At 68.6% G+C, this 19,486-nt stretch carries 13 protein-coding genes and 4 pseudogenes; 8 read left to right on the top strand and 9 right to left on the bottom strand.

Going from position 1 to position 19,486, the window contains the following annotated elements; genetic code table 11:
* Positions 1 to 638, top strand: a 638-nt coding sequence (locus IRT45_RS29940; protein ID WP_228535498.1) for an FABP family protein, incomplete at its 5' end; no start/stop codon positions are given.
* Positions 639 to 651: 13 nt separating this feature from the next.
* Here IRT45_RS29940 and IRT45_RS29935 read toward each other — a convergent pair.
* The 6 genes and pseudogenes from IRT45_RS29935 to IRT45_RS29905 form a co-directional block, all read right to left on the bottom strand.
* Positions 652 to 1,164, bottom strand: a pseudogene (locus IRT45_RS29935) (Uma2 family endonuclease); the annotation flags it as partial.
* A 516-nt stretch (positions 1,165 to 1,680) separates the two neighbouring features.
* On the bottom strand, positions 1,681 to 3,564 hold the full coding sequence (cydC, locus tag IRT45_RS29930; protein WP_375540169.1) for a thiol reductant ABC exporter subunit CydC: 1,884 nt from the start codon (positions 3,562 to 3,564) through the stop codon (positions 1,681 to 1,683).
* A 332-nt stretch (positions 3,565 to 3,896) separates the two neighbouring features.
* Positions 3,897 to 5,726: pseudogene (gene cydD / locus IRT45_RS29920) on the bottom strand (thiol reductant ABC exporter subunit CydD); the annotation flags it as partial.
* 6 nt (positions 5,727 to 5,732) lie between these two features.
* The gene (gene cydB / locus IRT45_RS29915) at positions 5,733 to 6,794 is read right to left on the bottom strand and encodes a cytochrome d ubiquinol oxidase subunit II (protein ID WP_194809162.1); all 1,062 of its coding nucleotides are present in this window, start codon (positions 6,792 to 6,794) and stop codon (positions 5,733 to 5,735) included.
* A 10-nt stretch (positions 6,795 to 6,804) separates the two neighbouring features.
* Entirely contained in the window at positions 6,805 to 8,253 is a 1,449-nt protein-coding gene (locus tag IRT45_RS29910) for a cytochrome ubiquinol oxidase subunit I (RefSeq protein WP_194809161.1), read from the bottom strand.
* A gap of 168 nt (positions 8,254 to 8,421) precedes the next feature.
* Positions 8,422 to 9,336: an aminodeoxychorismate lyase gene (locus IRT45_RS29905; RefSeq protein WP_194809160.1), complete on the bottom strand. Its 915-nt coding sequence runs from the start codon at positions 9,334 to 9,336 to the stop codon at positions 8,422 to 8,424.
* A gap of 165 nt (positions 9,337 to 9,501) precedes the next feature.
* Here IRT45_RS29905 and IRT45_RS29900 point away from each other — a divergent pair, with 165 nt between their 5' ends.
* From IRT45_RS29900 to IRT45_RS29885, 4 genes and pseudogenes are all read left to right on the top strand, one after another.
* The gene (locus tag IRT45_RS29900) at positions 9,502 to 10,617 is read left to right on the top strand and encodes a YgfZ/GcvT domain-containing protein (RefSeq protein ID WP_375540168.1); all 1,116 of its coding nucleotides are present in this window, start codon (positions 9,502 to 9,504) and stop codon (positions 10,615 to 10,617) included.
* A gap of 23 nt (positions 10,618 to 10,640) precedes the next feature.
* Positions 10,641 to 11,279, top strand: a pseudogene (locus IRT45_RS29895) (MOSC domain-containing protein); the annotation flags it as partial.
* Positions 11,280 to 11,464: 185 nt separating this feature from the next.
* On the top strand, positions 11,465 to 12,427 hold the full coding sequence (locus IRT45_RS29890; RefSeq protein WP_194809159.1) for an asparaginase: 963 nt from the start codon (positions 11,465 to 11,467) through the stop codon (positions 12,425 to 12,427).
* Between the two features lie 185 nt (positions 12,428 to 12,612).
* Positions 12,613 to 12,819, top strand: a complete 207-nt coding sequence (locus tag IRT45_RS29885) for a DUF3073 domain-containing protein (protein ID WP_036497777.1) — start codon at positions 12,613 to 12,615, stop codon at positions 12,817 to 12,819.
* A gap of 296 nt (positions 12,820 to 13,115) precedes the next feature.
* Here the strand turns inward: IRT45_RS29885 and purM are convergent, their stop codons facing one another.
* Positions 13,116 to 14,234: a phosphoribosylformylglycinamidine cyclo-ligase gene (gene purM, locus IRT45_RS29880; RefSeq protein ID WP_194809158.1), complete on the bottom strand. Its 1,119-nt coding sequence runs from the start codon at positions 14,232 to 14,234 to the stop codon at positions 13,116 to 13,118.
* 183 nt (positions 14,235 to 14,417) lie between these two features.
* Here purM and IRT45_RS29875 point away from each other — a divergent pair, with 183 nt between their 5' ends.
* Complete coding sequence (locus tag IRT45_RS29875; protein ID WP_194809157.1) at positions 14,418 to 15,284, top strand: alpha/beta fold hydrolase; 867 nt, start codon at positions 14,418 to 14,420, stop codon at positions 15,282 to 15,284.
* Positions 15,271 to 15,894 (top strand): TetR/AcrR family transcriptional regulator, encoded by a 624-nt coding sequence (locus tag IRT45_RS29870; protein ID WP_194809156.1) that lies wholly within the window; start codon positions 15,271 to 15,273, stop codon positions 15,892 to 15,894. Before IRT45_RS29875 ends, IRT45_RS29870 begins: the two co-directional genes overlap by 14 nt.
* A 288-nt stretch (positions 15,895 to 16,182) precedes the next feature.
* On the opposite strand, the pseudogene purF reads toward IRT45_RS29870, so the two are convergent.
* Positions 16,183 to 17,643, bottom strand: a pseudogene (purF, locus tag IRT45_RS29865) (amidophosphoribosyltransferase); the annotation flags it as partial.
* Positions 17,644 to 17,782: 139 nt separating this feature from the next.
* On the opposite strand from purF, the gene IRT45_RS29860 reads away from it, so the two are divergent.
* On the top strand, positions 17,783 to 19,060 hold the full coding sequence (locus tag IRT45_RS29860; RefSeq protein WP_194809165.1) for a YhgE/Pip domain-containing protein: 1,278 nt from the start codon (positions 17,783 to 17,785) through the stop codon (positions 19,058 to 19,060).
* Between the two features lie 19 nt (positions 19,061 to 19,079).
* Here the strand turns inward: IRT45_RS29860 and IRT45_RS29855 are convergent, their stop codons facing one another.
* Positions 19,080 to 19,466, bottom strand: a complete 387-nt coding sequence (locus IRT45_RS29855; RefSeq protein WP_194809154.1) for a sterol carrier family protein — start codon at positions 19,464 to 19,466, stop codon at positions 19,080 to 19,082.
* Between the last annotated feature and the right edge of the window lie 20 nt (positions 19,467 to 19,486).

Genomic DNA, 19,486 nt, shown 5'->3' with positions numbered 1-19,486 from the left:
CCGACGACGCGGCTCGCCGCAGTGGCGACGAGGCGGTAACCGAGGCTGCCGAGCGCGCCAAATCCACCGGCGGCCGCAACATTCCGCAGCTGCCGGGTCCGCCGCTGCCCGAGGACACCGCGAACCTGCGGCTGGGTCCCGACCTGAGCGCGTCGATGCTGGCGCTGCTGCCCCTGGTGGGGGTCTGGCGCGGCGAGGGCGAGGGCAACGATCCCGAGCGTGGCGGCGACTACCACTTCGGCCAGCAGATCATCGTCTCCCACGACGGTGGCGACTATCTGTCCTGGGATTCCCGTTCCTGGGTCATCGACGCCGAAGGCAACTACTCCGGCCCCGATCTGCGCGAAAGCGGCTTCTGGCGGGTCGGCATCGACGGCGACGACGAGGTCATCGAACTCCTGCTGACCCACAGCTCCGGCATCGTCGAACTCTTCTACGGCCAGGCCCTCACCCAGTCGTCCTGGGAGCTGGCCACCGACGTCGTGATCCGCAGCCAGTCCGGAGCGGTCGTCGGCGGCGCCAAACGCCTGTACGGCATCGTCGAAGGCGGCGACCTGGGCTACGTCGAGGAACGAGTGGAAGCCGACGGCGCCCTGAAGCCGCGCCTCTCCGCCCGCCTCCAGCGCTACATCGGCTGAGCCGAGCCCGGCCTCAGAGTTTTCGGCCGGGGTCGGTCAAGTCGATGTCGATCGGGAACGGGACCGAGACTTTCAACCGGTCGTGAAAGATCCCGACCAAGCCGTAACTGTTCGACGCCGGATCCAACCCGTAGGCGTAGACCACGACGGCCGCGTCCTGACGCTCCACTCGCCAATAGTGTGGTATCCGGGCCTTGGCGTACTTGGCCGGCTTCGTATCCCGGTCTCGCTCTTCGGAATCCGGTGACACAACCTCGATCGCCAGGCTGACATCCTCGGCGTAGTAGTTGGAGGGTTCCTCGCGGTGAAACGCGGCCGCGCTGACGACGAGCAGTTCCGGCACTGGCATCTGCCATCTACCCAATTCGACTGCCATGCCGATCTGCACCCGAAACCCGTTCGGTATCTGCCGGTCCAGCTCGAGCCACAGTGCCGTCACCACGTAGCTGTGCCACTTCTGTTGCGGCGCAGGGATAATGATCGTTCCGTCGATCAGTTCGGACCGCTCCGGCAGTTCGTCGAGCCGTAGGAAATGATCTACCGTCGCCCCGCCCGGCGGAACTTCGCGATCATGAACAGCTCGGTGCTATCGGCAACGCCGTCCCTGATCTCGCCAGCACATGGGTAACTCACCGGGTACGGGCTGACTCGGCCACCCTGTCACCGCACCCGCCGATGCGAAGAAACCCGCCCCAAAATCTGGCCAAAATACCCGGGGAGGCGGAAGAGCACGGCCCCCGAGCCTTACCGCGGAGATCTCGTCTCTCGCGGTCCCGGTCGGACAAACCGGGGGCTCGGGGGCCGGGTGACTGCCTTGGATTAGTTCAGCGCTCGCGCGGGGACCGAATCCACTGCAGCGGGCCGCGGTACGGGGACCGCGGCTGTGGCGCTCAACCGGCAGCCACCTCACGCGTCCTCTGAATATCCATTCTTCGAACCACCTCCTTTCCCGTGTACAGACGAAACTACCGGCCGCGGATACGAGGCCGCAACGGATTTTTCGCAGAGCCGAATTCCGGCGCCGACCTGGGCGTTCGACGGGTCAGGCCGGAACGCGGCGAGTGATCGATATCTCGCCGCCGGGTGCGACCGTGACCACGGTGTCGGCGCGGTGGTCGGCGGGCAGCTGATGGGTGACGACGACCACCGTGCGGTCCGGGTCGACGAGGCCGCTGGTTTCGTCGAGCAGGGCGCGCAGCAGTTCGGCGCCCGCCGCCGCCTCCATATGTTCGGTGGGTTCGTCCAGCAGCAGCGTGTCGGCGGGGGCGACGAGGGCGCGCGCCAGCAGCAGGCGACGGCGCTGCCCGCCCGAGAGTGCGGCCGCGCCGCCGACCAGATCCGTTTCCACGCCCTCCGGCAGGGCGTCGAGCCACGGCCCGGAACCGACCGCACGCAGAGCGTTTTCGGCCTCCGCTTGGGTCACGTCGCCGCGGGCCACTCGGAGGTTCTCCAGGACGGACGTGCCGAAGACGTGAGCGTCCTCGGCGAAGAAGGTCCGGCCGAGGCGCGGTGTAGCGAACAGTCCGGCCCAGCTCATCAGCAGCGTGGTCTTACCGGACCCGCTCGGGCCGACCACCGCGATCCGGCGGCCCGGCGGAAGGTCGGGCAGCGCGCTCATCAGCCGGGCACGCAGAGCACCGGACGCGTAATCGCCCGGCGCCGAGGCGATGTCGTCGACGTCGTCGACAGCGACAGCCCGTGACGCCGGCTCGGCCGGGTCGAGGGCACGAATGCGGCGCAGGGCGGCGCGGCCCTTGGTGAGGGCCTGCGCGGCGGCGGGCAGCACCGCCACGGCCTCGAATGCCGACAGCGGCAGCAGCACCAGTATCGCGAAGGCCATCGGGGTGATACCGCCCGCCGGTGCGGGTTGCAGCGGCTCGGCCGGCGCACCGAAGCCGTTGCCGTACAACACAATTCCGATCAGCAACGCGCCGAGCACACTGGCTCCGACGGACAGCGGGGTCGCCGCGGCCGCCCCGGCGCTGCGTGCGGCCGCCCGGTCCTCGGCGTGCACCGCGCGTGCCGAGGCCGTCGTGGCCGCCGTCATCGCCGCGTCGAGCCGTCCGGCGACCCGCAGCTCGGCGGCGTGATCGAGCACGGTGACGGCCGCGGCCCGGAACTCGGCACGATCGGATTGCACGGCCAGTTCGGCGTCCCTGGCCGCCAGCGCCGACAGCCAGGGCGCGAACCCACCGGAGACCAGCAGGGCGACCGCGAGGATCACACCGGCCGGCACGGAAATGGTGGCGAGCAGGGCGACGGCGGCGACCGAGAGCAGGATCGCCACCGCGATGGGAACCACCGCCCGCACGACCACCGCTCCCAGATCGTCGATATCCGCGCCGATCCGGGTGAGCAGATCGCCCCGGCGCAGCAGACCGATCCCCCGTCCGGCACCACTACCCGAGTCCGGACGGCCGCGTTCTCTCCCAGGTGACAGGCCTGCGGGCCGATGTTGCGACCGCTCGGCCCGACCGGCATCACACGAGTCGCCCACGCCCGCACGCGCCGGCGTGGACGACGAACCAGGAGCACTGTCGGCGGCGCGTGCCCTCGAACCGGTGACATCGCCCTCGGACCGGCCGGCGCGTCGCAGCGTCCAGAAATCGGCGCGGGCGAGGGCCGCGTACACCGACGTACGGGCGGTGGTCATCGCGCGCAGTGCCACGTCGTGGGTCGCCAGCCGCTCGATGTAGCGGAACAGCCCGCGCGAGATTCCCAGCGCCCGCACCGCGACCACGGCGACGCTGAGGTCCAGCACCGGCGGCATCTGCCACGCCCGCGCGATCAGCCACGCCGCCAGCGCCGCCAGCGCGAGTCCACTGCCCAGCGCGATCGTCCCCCAGCAGATCGATACGACCACGCGCCACGGAGAGATCTCCGAAACTCGCCGCAGCTCTCGCAGTTCGGCCCACAGAGATTTCACGGCGTCCACTCCCCCGTCTTCGTCGGGCCGACTCCGATCGGCGCAACGGGCGTGCCCGAGGCGTGCGAGGTACCCGGCCCGGAACAGGCGGAGTCCTGTCCCTCCGTGCCCGGGGTTTCGGAGTGACGATCCTCGCCGCCGGGAAGCTCGGAATCCACGGGGAAGCCATCGCCCGTGCGCCCAGTCCACCTCACGGCGCGATGCGTCAGCCCTTCTCCGACGTCGTCGTACGCCCGAGAACCGCCGGACCCGTCGATCGGTGGCTGCGCCCGGAGAAGGCGGAGATCGGCCGACTCCCGTTGCGCGGCAGGATATTCCGCTGGCTTCGGCTCCGTGCGCGCGTGGACCTCGATGATGTGATCGGCGATGGCGAGCACCGTCGGACGGTGCGCTACCACGACGACCGTCGCACCCGCGCGGGCCCGTGCGGTGAGGGCGGCGAGAACGGTGGCTTCGCTGCGCTCGTCGAGATGGGCGGTGGGCTCGTCGAACAGCAGGATCGGGCGGTCGGCGGCCAGCACACGCACCAATGCCAGGCGTTGGCGCTGGCCGAGGGACAGTCCGAGGCCGCCGGGGCCCACCACGGTGTCCCAACGATCGGGAAGTTCGGCGAGGACGGCGTCGAAACCCGTTGCCGCGCAGGCCTTGTCGACAGCCTCGGCGCGGTGGGCCGTCTCGTCGCCGCCATCACCGCGCCCGGCGTCGCGGGTGCGCGCGCCGAAGAGTTCAAGGTTCTCGCGCAAGGTGCCGGGCAACAGCACCGGGCGCTGCGGTAACCAGGCGATATGCGACCACCACGCGTCGGGCTCGAACGCCCCGACCGAGCACCCACCCACCAGAACCCCACCCCGCTCCGGCGACATCAGGCCCAGTATCACTTGCAGCGCAGTCGACTTCCCGCTCCCGTTGGGACCGACGAGGGCGGTCACCGCTCCTGGTCGCAGCACACCCGACAATCCGGCGGGTGCGTACCCGTCCCGCGCGTGAACCCACACATCGGACAGCTCGATGTCCGCGGTCCCCGGTTCGACCGTGGCCGGGACTCGCGCCGCGGATGGCTCGCCGGATCGCCCGGCACTGCGGGCATCTGCTCGCGGGGGTTCGGTGGGCGGCGCGGAGTCCGCCGCCGAGAGGTCCCGCGCACCGGTGACGCGCGCGGACAGGTCCCGCTCGGTCCGGTCCGGGTCCAATACCGCGAAAGCCCGTTCGGCAGCGGCCATTCCGTCCTGCGCGGCATGGAATCTCTCCCCCACCGCGCGCAGCGGCAGATAGACCTCCGGGGCCAGGATCAGGCCCAGCAGGCCCGCATACAACCCCATATGCCCGAAGACCAGCCGCATGCCGATCGACACGGCGACCAGCGCCACGCACAGGGTGGCCAGCATTTCCAGCACCATCGACGACAGGAACGCCATCCGCAGTGTGGCCATGGTCCGCTTGTGCAGCGCCTCGCCCAGCTCGCGGACCCGATGCCGCATGGTCGGCGAATCATCTTCGGGCGCACCGGTTTCCCGGCCGAGCGCCCGCAGCGTCGGCATACCGGCGAACAGGTCGAGCATCTGCTCCGACAGCCGGGTGGTGGCGGCCAGGGCGTCGGCGGCACGGCCCTGCGTCATCAGCCCGATCAGGATCATGAAGATCGGGATCAGCGGCAGCGTCACCAGGATGATGATCGCCGCGGTGAGGTCGTGCACGGCGATCACGGTCAGCACGATGGGCGGTACCAGCGTCGCGAGCAGCAGCGCCGGCAGATAGCCGGTGAGATAGGCGCGCAGACCGCCCAATCCGTCGCCGACCACCACCGCGAGTTCGGTACGCCGGCTTTCCATCTCGCGCGGCGGCAGGGCGGCACCGGCGGCCAGCACGGAATTCTCCAGTTCCGCGACCACCTGTGCTCCGGCCCGATGCGCGAGCCGCGACTGCCACCAGCTCGCCAGTGTCCGCACCGCGATCGCCGCCGCCAGGATCGCCAGCTCGGCCGTCCACGCGCCGATCGCGCGCCGGCCGGGATCGGTGATCACCCCCGCCCCGATCCGGGCCAGCATCAGTGCCGCGACCACGATGCCCGCCGTGATCACCAGCGACAGTCCCACGCTGATGATCAGGTAGCGGCGGGCCGAGCGGGCGTGGCGCCACAGCCGGGGATCGACGGGTCGGGCCATCGGGACCTACCGCGCGCCGCTGCGCATCGACAGGCCGATGGGCGCGGGGATCTGCTCGACGGTGATGCGCTTGCGGAAGACCCAGTACGTCCAGCCCTGGTAGATCAGCACGACCGGGGTCAGCACCACCGCGACCCAGCTCATCACCACCAGCGTGTAGTGCGTGGAGGACGCGCTGACGGTGGGATGTCCGTCGACCATCCGCCCGTCGACGGTAAGCCCGTAGGCGGCGTCGATGGTGGACGGCAACACGTACGGGAACAGCGCACCGAACAGCAGCACGATCGCGGCGACCACGGTGACGGCGGTGCCGGTGAACGCCCAGCCGTCACGATGCCGCAGTACCGCACCACCGGCGAGCAGCAGGCCGAAGACGGCCACACCCAACGGAATCCAGGTCCACCCCTGGCCGTGGGCGAACTGGGTCCACAGCGCGAACGCGCCGGCGACCACGGTGGCCGGCAACCAGACGACCCGGGCGATCCGCTCGGCGTTGTCGCGGATATCGCCACCGGTCTTCAAGGCGATGAAGACCGCGCCGTGCAGGACGAACAACAACAGCAGCGTCAGGGCGCCGAGCAGTCCGTACGGATTGATCAGGCCGAGCAGACCGCCCTCGACCTGCTTGTGCGCGTTGAGCTGTACCCCGTGCACGATATTGGCGAAGGCCAGCCCCCAGGCCAGCGCGGGCACCCAGGAGCCGAAGACGATCGCGGCGTCACACCACCTGTACCAGCGCGGATCATGGATCTTGCCACGCCATTCGATCGCCACCGCGCGCACGATCAACGCCACCAGAATCAGCAGCAGCGCCAGATAGAACCCGGAGAAGAGACTGGCGTACCACTCGGGGAAGGCGGCGAACATCGCACCGCCGGCGGTGATCAGCCACACCTCGTTGCCGTCCCAGACCGGCCCGATCGTGTTGAGTACGGCGCGTTTTCGCGTTTCGTCGCCGCGTCCGATGATCGGCATCAGTATGCCGACGCCGAAATCGAAACCCTCGAGCACGAAGTAGCCGGTGAACAGCACACCGATCAGCAAGAACCAGAATTCGGGCAGACTCATCCTCGGCTCCTCAGTACGCGAACGAAAGCTTTTCGACCGCAGGCGTTTCCGTCTCCGCGGGTGGCTGTTCGGGTCCCTCGATCACATAGCGCCGCATCAGGAAGAACCACACGACCGCCAGGGCGCCGTACACCAGGGTGAAGACGATCAGCGAGGTCAGCACGGTGCCGGCGGTATGTCCGGAGACGGCCTGCTGCACGGTCATCCGGATGGCCGGATTGCCGGTCGGATTCGGTGCGACCACCCATGGTTGCCGGCCCATCTCGGTGAACACCCAGCCCGCGCTGTTGGCCAGGAACGGGGTGGGGATACAGATCAGGCTCAACCACTTGAACCAGTTCTGATCGGGCACCCGGCCGCGGCGAGTCATCCAGAAGCCCAGCACCGCGATCGCCGCCGAGCCGATCGCCCAGCCGATCATGGCGCGGAAGGTCCAGTAGGTGACGAACAGGTTGGGGCGGTAGTCGCCGGGCCCGAACTTCTCGTTGTAGCTGACCTGCAGATCCTTGACGCCCTGCAATGTCACGCCGCTGAATCGGCCCTCGGCGAGATACGGCAGCACGCCCGGCACCTGGATCACGTGGGTGACGCTGTCGCAGTTGTTGTGCGTGCCGACGGTGAGCACCGAGAAGTTCGGATCGGTTTCGGTGTGGCACAACGATTCCGCCGAGGCCATCTTCATCGGCTGCTGCTTGAACATCAGCTTGCCCTGGATATCGCCGGTGAATACCAGTGCGATACCGGCGATCACGATCACCCACATGCCGGCGCGGGCGGCGGGCCGCCACATACCACGGGCCTCCGCCATCAGGTCCGGATGGCCCGAGCGGGCGTTGCGGACCATCCACCAGCCGCCGATACCGGCCACGAAGGTGCCGGCCGTGAGGAACGCCCCCGCGACGACGTGCGGGAAGGCCGCCAGCGCGGTGTTGTTGGTCAGCAGTGCGCCGATGCTCTCCAGTTCGGCGCGGCCGGATTCGGGGTTGTAGCGAGCGCCAACCGGATGCTGCATGAACGAGTTCGCGGCGATGATGAAGTAGGCGGAGGCGTTCACGCCGATCGCGACCAGCCAGATGGTGGCCAGGTGGACCAGTTTCGGCAGCCGCGACCAACCGAAGATCCACAGGCCCAGGAAGGTCGATTCCAGGAAGAAGGCGGCCAGGCCCTCCATGGCGAGCGGGGCGCCGAAGACGTCGCCGACGAACCGCGAGTATTCGCTCCAGTTCATGCCGAACTGGAACTCCTGCACGATGCCGGTGGCGACGCCGAGCGCGAAGTTGATCATGAACAACTTGCCGAAGAACTTCGTCAGCCGGTACCAATGATCTTTGCCCGTGATCACCCATGCGGTCTGCATCCCGGCGACCAAGGGCGCGAGGCCGATGGTGAGCGGTACGAAGATGAAGTGATAGACGGTCGTGATCCCGAACTGCCAACGTGAGACGTCGACGACATCCATCCGGCGGCCTCCTGTGTCATGCGGGACATCCACACGTACTACGACATGTCGTAGTAGAGCCTACGCCGGAACAGCCGTGGGGCAACGAGTCCTACGTCACGACATTCCAACAATCCTTGCTGCGCGGTAACGGGTTCCGATTCCGACGCTCACACCGGACGATCCGAATCAGGTCCAGTCGGCGATATTCCAGGCCCGCTCGATCCCGCGATTCACGAGATCCGCGATCTCCTCGGCACAATCCGGAGCGGACATACGCAGCCCGTCCAGTGTCGCCACCCGCGCGGCCAGCGTGATGCTCGACAGTAGCCAAACACTGTCGGCGGTAACGAGATCCGCGGTGAACAGCGATTTGTAGCTGCAGTCCCAACCGGCCTTCCCAGCCTCGGCGAACAGGGCTCGCTGAGTGATGCCGGGCAGCACGCCGTCGCGCGCGGGCGGGGTGAGCAACTGCTTGTCGCGCTGGATCACGACCGTCGAGCGCGGTCCCTCCAGCACGCGATGCTCGGTGCTGGTGAAGATCACATCGTCGGCATTCTGGCGGGCCGCGAAGCGCAGCGCCGCCATATTCGTCGCATAGGAGAGCGTCTTGGCGCCGAGCAGCAGCCACGGAGCGGTGGTCGCGAGTTCGGTGGAGATGCCGCGCGTGAGGGTGATCACCGAAATACCTTCGGCGCGCGCCTTACTCACCCGTTCGGCGACCGCGCTCACCAGCACGTAGCCGGTGAGATCCGGTGCCGGGCCCGAGAGTTCGCCCGAACCGACCCGTCTGGACTCCGCGCCGTCGCGGCCCCGGGTCACGATCATGCGCAGCACGCCCTCGCGGTCGGATCCCCATTCCTTGACCGCGGCTTCCACCGCGGTGCGCCACTGGGCGACGTCGGGGTCCGGCAGGTCCAGCGCCTGGGCCGAGCGGCGTAGCCGAGCCAGGTGTAATTCCAGTGCACTCGCTTTACCGTCACGCACCAGCACCGTCTCGAAGACGCCGTCGCCGCGCAACGCGCCGATGTCGTCCGCGAAGAGCAACGGCTCGTCCGGATTCCGGACGGTACCGTCGAGTGTCACCAGAACTCGATCCACCATGCGTGGCAGCCTAGGCGAATCGAGCGCTCCAGGCGTGGGTACGCAATCGTCCGGCAACGCCCGGGCGAGCCCCGCGGCGGCAGGCATATCCACGGCATACTCACCGCACACCTGCGGCAACCCGTGGCGCGGCGCGGGCCGGCGCGACCGCCTATTGTGGAAAACGTGTCCGTGGTTGCCGCCCCCAGTCCACTGCTCGGTCTCCCAGGGGCCGTGCCCGGCCCGCCCGAAAGTCCCGATGCCGCGGTCGCCTGGCATTACGGCGATCCCTTCGGGGAACAGCGTGCCGCGGCCCAGCGCGTCGCCCTCGTGGACCGTTCCCACCGTTTCGTGGCGAGGATCACCGGCGCCGAACGGCTGAGCTGGTTGCACACGATTTCCAGCCAGCACATCGCCGACCTGAGCGACGGCCGGTCCGCCGAGAATCTGGATCTGGACCTCAACGGCCGCGTCCAGCACCATTTCGTGCTCACCGAACTCGACGGCACGGTGTGGATCGATACCGAAGGTGACCGCGGCCCCGCGCTGCTCGACTTCCTGCAGAAGATGGTCTTCTGGGCCGACGCGAAACCCGAAGCCGCACCGGATCACGCGGTCCTGAGCCTGCTCGGACCTCGGGTGAGCGACCTGACCGGGACGCTCGGAATCGCCGCCCTGCCGCAGGTGTACGGCGCGGTCGCCCTGCCCGGCGGCGGATTCCTGCGCCGGATGCCGTGGCCCACCGAGGATTCCTACGACCTGGTCGTGCCGCGCGAGCGACTGAGCGAGCTGTGGACGGCGCTGACCGCGGCCGGCGCCGAACCGGCCGGACTGTGGGCATTCGAGGCGCTGCGAGTGGCCGCGCTGCGGCCGCGGATCGGCGTCGACACCGACGATCGGACCATTCCGCACGAGGCCCACTGGATCGGCGGCCCGGACGAATTCGGCGCGGTCCATCTGAACAAGGGCTGCTATCGCGGACAGGAAACCGTCGCCCGCGTGCACAATCTCGGTAAACCGCCGCGGCATCTGGTGCTGCTGCACCTCGACGGCTCCGCCGATGCCCGGCCCGCGGCCGGGGACGCGGTGACCGCCGGCGGCCGCGCGGTCGGCCGGCTCGGCACGGTGATCGACCACTTCGAACTGGGGCCGATCGCACTCGCGCTGATCAAACGCGCCATCCCCGCCGACACCCGGCTGGAGGCCGGTCCGATGGCCGCCGCCATCGATCCGGATTCGATCCCGTCCGATGACGAGCCCCAGGCCGGCCGGCTCGCCGTGGACAAGTTGCGCGGCCGGTGAGCGCGCCCGCAGCGCCCCGGGAAATCGGCGCGATCGGCCACGTGCTCGCGGTCTGTGTCCTGCATGCCGAACTCGAGGTGCCCGCGAAGGTGAGCCGGGTCGGCCGGACCGCGATCGACAAGCGCCCGGTCGCCGACCGGGTCGCGGTACGCACACTGGGCCTGGCCGGTGACCACGTCTGCGATACGAAACACCACGGCGGCGTCCACCAGGCCGTTTACGCCTATGCCGACGAGGACGCGCGGCAGTGGGGCGAGCAGCTGGGCCGCACGCTGGCTCCCGGCTGGTTCGGTGAGAATCTGCGGGTGTCCGGGCTGCCGGTCAGCGATGCGGTGATCGGTGAACGCTGGCGCGTCGGCGAGGCGGTGCTCGAGGTGAGTGCGCCGCGCGTGCCGTGCGCGACCTTCGGGCACTGGTCCGGTGAGAAGCAGTGGGTCAAGCGCTTCACCCTGCAGGCCGATACCGGCGCCTACCTGCGGGTGCTGACCGAGGGCACGATCGGCGCCGGTGACCGGGTGCACGTCGACCACATTCCCGAGCACGGGATCACGGTCCGCGACCTGTTCACCGGCCACGATCCAGCCCGGCTGGAGCAGCTGCTCGCCGCCGAACCGACGATCTCCGACGATGTGCGCATGCAGATCGCCCGGCATGCGCGGCGGGCCGCCAACGGGGCGCGGATCACCGCACCCTCCGAAGGGTTCGGCATCGCGGCGGGCCGGTCTGCGTCGAAGCCGGGGGCGACCGGGGCCGGTACGCCGCACTCGGCGATGCCGAGCGGGGCAGTGCTGGGGGCGGAGTCATCGGATGCGACGGCCGCCGGCAGCGTGGAGCGAGGAGACCGGCCATGAGTGTGGAACTGGTGGAGGTGGTTCGCTCCGGCTTCCGCGAATGTGTGCACCGCGGGTCGGTGGTGATCGTCGAACCCGACGGGGAGCCCTCGCTCGCCCTGGGTGAGGTGCATCTGCCGATCTTCCCGCGGTCGACGAACAAACCCATGCAGGCGATCACCTTGCTGCGCCACGGTTTCGAGCCGGTGGACGAGGCCGAGCTGGCCATCGCCACCGCCTCGCATTTCGGCGAAGCCGACCATCTGGCGCTGGTGCGGCGGTTGCTGGAGCGCTTCGGCTTCGATGAGGAGAGCCTGGAGTGCCCGCCGGATCTGCCGATGGGCGAACAGGCTCGCGCCGAGGCGCTGGCCGGCCGCGATCGTCACTCGGCCCCTCGCAAGATCTACATGAACTGCTCGGGCAAACATGCCGCGATGCTGGCGACCTGTGTGATCAACGGCTGGCCGGCGACCGGATATCTCGACCCCTCCCATCCGCTGCAGCAGGCGGTCACGGCGACGATCGCCGACATCACCGGCGAACCCGAGACCGACCTCGGCATCGACGGCTGCGGCCTGCCGATCGTCCCGGTCTCGCTGATCAACCTCGCCCGCGCCTACGCCCGTCTCGCCACCGCGGCCCCCGGATCACCGGAACGCCGGGTCGCGGACGCGATTCGCCACCATCCCCGAGTGATTTCGGGCACGGACGCCCCTGATCTCGAGACCATGCGCGCGACCCCGGGACTGGTCTGCAAGATCGGGGCGGACGGTGTGCACGCGGGGGCCCTGCCGGACGGCCGCGCCTTCGCCTACAAGATCGACGACGGCCACGACCGGGCCCGGATGCCGCTGACGCAGGCGATTCTCCAGCGTATGGGGGTCGAGTGGACCGAGGCCCACACCGCGCTCGCCGGGCCGCCGGTCCTGGGCGGCGGGGCGCGGGTCGGCATCATCCGAGCAATCCCGGGCACGGTGTAGAAGCTCACCATTTCGCCGAAGCCCCGCCGGACCGGCCCGCCGACGGTGGATGTTCCGCAGTCTTCACCCACTCCTGGAAGCGCGACCGCCTGACACACGCTAAAGTGTCTGTCAGGAAGATTATTAATTCGAACGGGGCCGCCAACCACCCCAGGCCGCCCCGCAGTGACGCGAGGGGGTCAGCCATGGGCCGTGGCCGGGCTAAGGCAAAGCAGACCAAGGTTGCACGCGAGCTGAAGTACAGCTCGCCGTCGACCGACTTCGCGAGCCTTCAGCGCGAGCTGTCGGGGCACACCCCCCGGCGGAGCGGTGTGCTGTCCGAAGAACACGATTCGGACGAATCGCTCAAGCGCTGGGAGGAAGATGAGGACTACGACGACTGGCGCCGCTGACTCGAATCGACGTGTTGCAGGGGGAGGCCTGAGGGGCCTCCCCCTTCGCACGTCGAGCAGCGTTTTCGGCCGATAGGTCGACCGATCCCACCTCGATGAGGGCTCGTAGTACGGGTTGCCGCCGCGGGTATCAGTGATACCGAGGGCGGCACTACCCGGGTTGAACGTGCCTCGGCACACTGCCGCCCGGCTGCGCTTCCGCCGGTCGCCTTCGGATGCCGCAGCGGCTCAGCCGAACGACAATCGCCTCCCCGAGCCGGGTCGTACCCGGGTCGAGGAGGCGATCGAGTTTCCGGTCAGAATCGGGGATGTTCGCCGAGCAACGCCACCCGCGCGGCGTCGGCGTCCTTGGCCTTCTTGACCGATCCCAGGGTCCAGCATTCGATATGCCGCGCGGTCAGCACCGCGAGCGCACGATCGGCATCCTCGGGGGCGACGACGGCGACCATGCCGACGCCCATGTTGAAGGTCTTCTCCATCTCCGCCCGCTCGACCCGGCCGCGCTGCGCGATCAACTTGAAGATCGGCGCGGGATTCCAGGTACCGCGGTCGATTTCGGCGACCAGCCCGGCCGGCAGCACCCGAGCCAGATTGTTCGCCAGGCCGCCGCCGGTGACGTGAGCGAAGGTGCGCACATCGGTCTCGGCGATCAGCGCCAGACAATCCTTGGCATAGATCTTGGTAGGTTCCAGCAACTCTTCGCCCAGGGTGCGGCCGAATTCCTCGACGTGCCCGGTGAGAGCCATTCGATCGATATCGAGCAGAACCCGGCGCGCCAGGCTGTAGCCGTTGGAATGCAGGCCCGAGGAGCCCATCGCGATGACGACGTCACCGGGGCGGACCCGGTCCGGCCCCAGCACCTCGTCCGCCTCCACGACGCCGACGCCGGTCGCGGAGATGTCGTAGTCGTCGGCGCCCATCAGGCCCGGATGCTCGGCGGTCTCGCCGCCCAGCAGCGCACATCCGGCCTGGATGCAGCCCTCGGCGATACCGGACACGATCTGCGCGACCCGTTCCGGAACCACCTTGCCGACGGCGATGTAGTCCTGCAGGAACAGCGGTTCCGCGCCGCAGACGACCAGATCGTCGACGACCATGGCGACCAGGTCCAGGCCGACCGTGTCGTGCTTGTCCAGCGCCTGCGCGACCGCGATCTTGGTGCCCACACCGTCGGTGGAGGCGGCCAGCAGCGGTTCCCGGTAGCCACCCTTGAGCGCGAACAATCCGGCGAAACCGCCCAGACCGCCCTGCACCTCGGGCCGGCTTGCCTTCTTCGCCAGCGGCGCGAACAACTCGACTGCGCGGTCGCCGGCCTCGATGTCGACACCGGCGGCGGCGTAGGACGCGCCTCCGGATTGGGCCTCGTCGGCGCCGGCGTCGTTCACACCGGCACCACTCGGGGTCTGCTCAGTCATTGTTCGGGAAAGCTCCAAACCGAATCGGCGGACAGATGCCTGATCACGCTACCGGAGCCGGATAACGAGACTGCACCGGTATCGGACTGCACGGATTCGAGGCTACCGTCACATCCACCATTGACATACATACGGTATGTAGGTAACTCTGGAACACATCACCCCCACTCCGGAAGGCATGTCATGGGAATCAGCACCAGTCTCGGCCCGGTTCGACACATCGCGGTGCCGGGCGGCCGCATCCGCTATCACGACACCGGTTCCGGTTCGCCGGTGGTCTTCGTACACGGCCTGCTCGTCAACGCCGATCTGTGGCGCAAGGTGGTGCCGGACGTCGCCGCCGCCGGGCATCGCTGCCTCACCCCGGATTGGCCGTTCGGCTCGCATTCGGAGCCGATGCCCGCCGCCGACCTCACCCCGACCGGCGCGGCCGATCTGATCGCGGCGTTCCTGCGGGAACTCGATCTCACCGACGTCACCCTCGTGGCCAACGACACCGGCGGGGCGATCACGCAGATCATGCTCTCGCGCGACCGCAGCCGGGTCGGGCGCGTGGTGTTCACCAACTGCGACGCCTATGAGAAGTTCTTCCCGCAACCGTTCACTCCGCTGCCGCGGCTCTCGCGCGTACCCGGCCTGCTCACCGCGGTTCTGCAGAGCCTGCGCTTCCGGCCGGCGCAGCGTCTGCCCATCGCCTACGGGCTGGTCACCAAACAGCCACTGCCGCACGAGATCGCGGATTCGTATCTGCTGCCGAGCCGCAACTCCGCGGCGATCCGCGCCGACCTGCGCCGGTTCCTGCGCGATATCCACAAGCGTCACACCCTCGCGGCCGCACGCAGTTTCGGCGAGTGGGATCTGCCGGTGCTGCTGGCCTGGGCGCCCGAGGACAAGGTGTTCCGGCTCGAGTTCGCGCAGCGGCTGGCGAACGATCTGCCCGACGCCACCCTGCGCACGATCGAGGATTCGCTCACCTTCATCGCCGAGGACCAGCCCGAGTTGCTCAGCCGGTTGATCGTGGAGTTCACTCGGCTGCATGCCACGCCGTAGCCAGGAGGACAGATCACGCGCGACGCGGGCGAGTCTGGAGGCGGCCGGGCGGCGGCTGTTCGCCGAACGCGGTTATTCCGCGGTGTCGGCCGAAGAGATCGTCGCCGCGGCCGGTGTCACCCGCGGCGCGCTGCATCATCACTACGGCGACAAGCGCGGCCTGTTCATCGCGGTACTGGAACAGCTCGAGTCGGACAACACCGCGGAGATCCGGCAGGCGATCGACTCTCTGCCCGACCCGACCGATCTGCTGGCCGCGATGGCGACCGGCCTGCACACCTTCCTGGTATTCAGCCGCCGCCCGGAAACGGTCCGGATCGCCATGTCGGACGGTCCGGCGGTACTCGGCTGGCAGGGCTGGCGGGAAATGGAAGCGCGCCACGGCCTCGGCCTGATCATGAATCAGCTGGAACTGGCCGTCGAGTCCGGACTGGCGCCCGCGGTCCCAGTCCGCACCCTGGCCCAATTGATTCTGGCCGCTGTCACCGAGGCGGGCATGATCGTCGCGCACGCCGACGATCCGGATGCGGCCGGCGCCGAGGCCGAGCAGTGCATTCTGATGATGGTCGGCGGATTGCTCACACCGCCGAGCACGTCACCGAGCCCCTAGACCCGCGAACCGGTTCGACGGCGAAAGTCTTGCGCCACAGGCTGATCGACGGCCGATGAACACGCCGGGCCGCCACGACGACAGGCCCGGCCACGTCACGCATGCCGCTCAGGGGCGGCTCAGCGCACTCGCGTTGGCGTTCTCGCCCAGCAGTTCCGATTCCGGCTTACCGGAGAGAATCCCCTCGAGCACGTTCTTGCCCACGGAAGCCTCGTCGGGCAGCGGGATCGGGTATTTGCCGTCGAAGCAGGCGCAGCACAGCCGGGTGCGCGGCTGCTCGGTGGCCGCGATCATGCCGTCGAGCGAGATATAGCCCAGGCTGTCGGCGCCGATGGAACGGCGCACGCTCTCGACCATCGCCGCTTCCGAATCCTGCGACCCCTCCGCCAGTTCCGGTCCGGCACCGTTGGCGATCAACTCGGCCGGCGAGGCGAAGTCGATGCCGTAGAAGCACGGCCACTTGACCGGCGGGGAGGCGATGCGCACGTGGATCTCCAGCGCCCCGGCCTCGCGCAGCATCCGGATCAGGGCGCGCTGGGTGTTGCCGCGGACGATCGAGTCGTCCACCACGATCAACCGCTTCCCCCGAATCACCTCACGCAACGGGTTGAGCTTGAGCCGGATACCGAGCTGGCGGATGGTCTGGCTGGGCTGGATGAAGGTACGGCCGACATAGGCGTTCTTCATCAGTCCCTGGCCGTAGGGCACCCCGGAGCCCTGGGCGTAGCCCACCGCGGCGGGCGTACCGGATTCCGGGACCGGGATCACCAGATCGGCGTCGACGGGATGTTCGGCGGCCAGCCGGCGGCCGATGTCGACCCGGGTGGCGTGCACCGAGCGACCGGCGATCGTCGAATCCGGCCGAGCCAGGTAGACGTATTCGAAAACACAGCCCTTCGGTTCGGGATTGGCGAATCGCAGCGAACGCACCCCGTCCGCATCGATCGCCAGCAGTTCGCCCGGCTCGATCTCACGAACGAACGAGGCGCCCACGATGTCGAGCGCGGCGGTCTCGCTGGCAACCACCCAGCCGCGGTCGAGGCGGCCCAGGCACAGCGGCCGCACACCCTGCGGATCCCGTGCCGCGTAGAGGGTGTGCTCGTCCATGAAGGTCAGGCAGAAGGCGCCGCGCAGCGTGGGCAGCAACTCCATGGCCGCCTGCTCGATGCTCTTGTCGGCCGCGGCATGGGCCAGCAGCGCGGTCATCACATCGGAATCGGAGGTAGCGGTGATCGAGCTGCCCGGCAGGCGGCCGTTGATCAGGCCCAATTCCCGGGCCCGGGTCGCCAATTCGGCGGTGTTGACCAGATTCCCGTTGTGTCCCAACGCGAGTCCGGTGCCGACCGCGGTGGTCCGGAAGATCGGCTGTGCGTTCTCCCAGATGGTGGAACCGGTGGTCGAGTACCGGCAGTGCCCGATGGCGATATGTCCGGGCATCGCCGCCAGCGTCTGCTCGTCGAAGACTTGCGAGACCAGGCCCAGGTCCTTGAACACCAGCACCTGTGAACCGTCGGCGACCGCGATACCGGCGGCCTCCTGTCCGCGGTGCTGCAAGGCATAGAGGCCGTAGTACGTGAGCTTCGCCACATCTTCGCCGGGAGCCCAGACGCCGAAGACGCCACACTCCTCGCGGGGCTCGTTCTCAGGCTCGTCGACTGCTGAGGTGTTTCGGCCTGCGGCGGTCTTCGGGATCGACAGATCGGCGTGGGTCACCGTTTGCTCCCTGTTAGTCGGGCGGGGGGCACTCATCATTCTACGGGTCATCCGCGCGAAACCCACGTCCGGATCCGCCGGGTGGCGAGCTGTTTGCTGCTACGGTTCGACCGTGGCGAGCACCGACACCGCACTACAGAGTCGAAATTTGCGGCGGCTGATTCCGTTTCGATGGATGTTCCCTGTGGCGGTCCTCTCAGTGGTGGCGGCGTTGCTGGGCCTGCTCTATCTCGACTACGTCGTCGATCCGCAGCGGAATCTGCACGACTTCCCGATCGCCCTGGTCAACCAGGACGTGGGTGACACGCTCGGCGCACCCGGCCAGCAGAAACATGTGAACTTCGGCGACCAGGTCGCCGACGGACTGCGGGCCGCCGTGCCCGCCGATCAGATCGATCTGCGCGTACTCGGGCTGCCCGAGGCCCAGCAGCAGATGCAGAACGGCGAGGTTTACGGCGCGGTCGTCATTCCCAGCGATTTCAGCAAGCGGCTGGGGATCCTGGGTGTGGGCAGTGTCATACCCGGCGATATCGAGCGCCCGATCATCACCCTGATGACCAATCCGCGTTCGGGCACCTACGCCACCCAGATCGTGGTGCGTTTCGGTAATCAGGCGCTGCCGCGGATCAACGACACGGTGGGTCAGCAGCTCGTCGAGCAGGTGCGGGCTCAGCTCACTCCCGCGCCGGGCGGCCCGCCCGCCCCCGAACTGTCCGGCGCGACCCGCCTCACGCTCGCGCAGCCGCTGGAGATCCTGGTGCAGGAATTCCATCCCCTGCCGGGCGGATCCGGCCAGGGGCTGACCGCCTTCTTCTACGCACTGCTGTTGCTGATGGCCGGCATGCTCGGCGCGATGATCGTGCACACGATGATCGACTCGGCCCTCGGCTTCGTGCCGACCGAATACGGGCCGTGGTACGTGCACTATCCCGCCACACCGGTCTCCAGACTCCGCACGCTGCTGATCAAGTGGGCGGTCATGGCGGTCGCCGCGGTGGTGGTCTCCGCGATTCTGCTCGGTATCGGCGCGGCGCTGGGGATGCCGCTGGACAATCCGCTGGGCCTGTATCTCTACGGGGTGCTCGCGATCATCGCGGTCGGATTCACCGGTATCTCCATCCTGGCCGCGATCGGCTCGGCGGGTCTGCTGGTGAACATGATCCTGTTCATCGTGCTGGGGCTGCCGTCCTCGGGTGGCACGGTGCCGATCGAGGCGACGCCGAAGTACCTCGGCTGGCTGGCCACCTTCGAACCCATGCATCAGGTGTTCCTGGCGGTGCGTTCGCTGCTGTATTTCGACGGCAACGGCGCGGCCGGTTTCACCCGCGGATTCTGGATGACCGTGCTCGGCCTCGGGATCGGTGTGGCGCTCGGGTTGATCGTGACGCGCTTCTACGATCGAAAAGGGTTGGAGCGCAAGCCGATCAATCGCACAGCGCCCGCTCCGGCCTAGTTTCGAGCCCGCACCGGATTCACAGCGCCACCAGCGGCAGCCAGCGCGCCAACTCCCCCGCCCGGATGCCGGACGCGCTCAACGCCCCCGTCTCCACCGCGGTCTCGAAATCCAGCAGTCCCGTCGCGAGCAACAGCCAGGTCCGCGGATCGGTCTCCACCACATTCGGCGGCGTCCCCCGGGTGTGCCGGGGACCCTCGATGCACTGCACCGCGACGAAGGGCGGAACCCGCACCTCCACCGAGGCGCCCGGCGCCGCCGCGGCCAGACTCCGCGCGGTCCCGCGCACGGCCGCCGCCAGCTCCGACCGCCCCGGCTGTGCTGCCGACTCGTCGCGCAGCCACGCACCGACCGCGGCCACCGAATCACGCACTTGAGCAGGGTCCACAGCCGAATGTCGCGCCATTCCACCGAGGGTAGCGAGCG

Source organism: Nocardia sp. BSTN01, from assembly GCF_015354405.1.
Taxonomy (GTDB): Bacteria; Actinomycetota; Actinomycetes; order Mycobacteriales; family Mycobacteriaceae; genus Nocardia.
The sequence above is the reverse complement of the archived record's forward strand: the minus strand, read 5'-3'. Positions and strand labels throughout refer to the sequence as shown.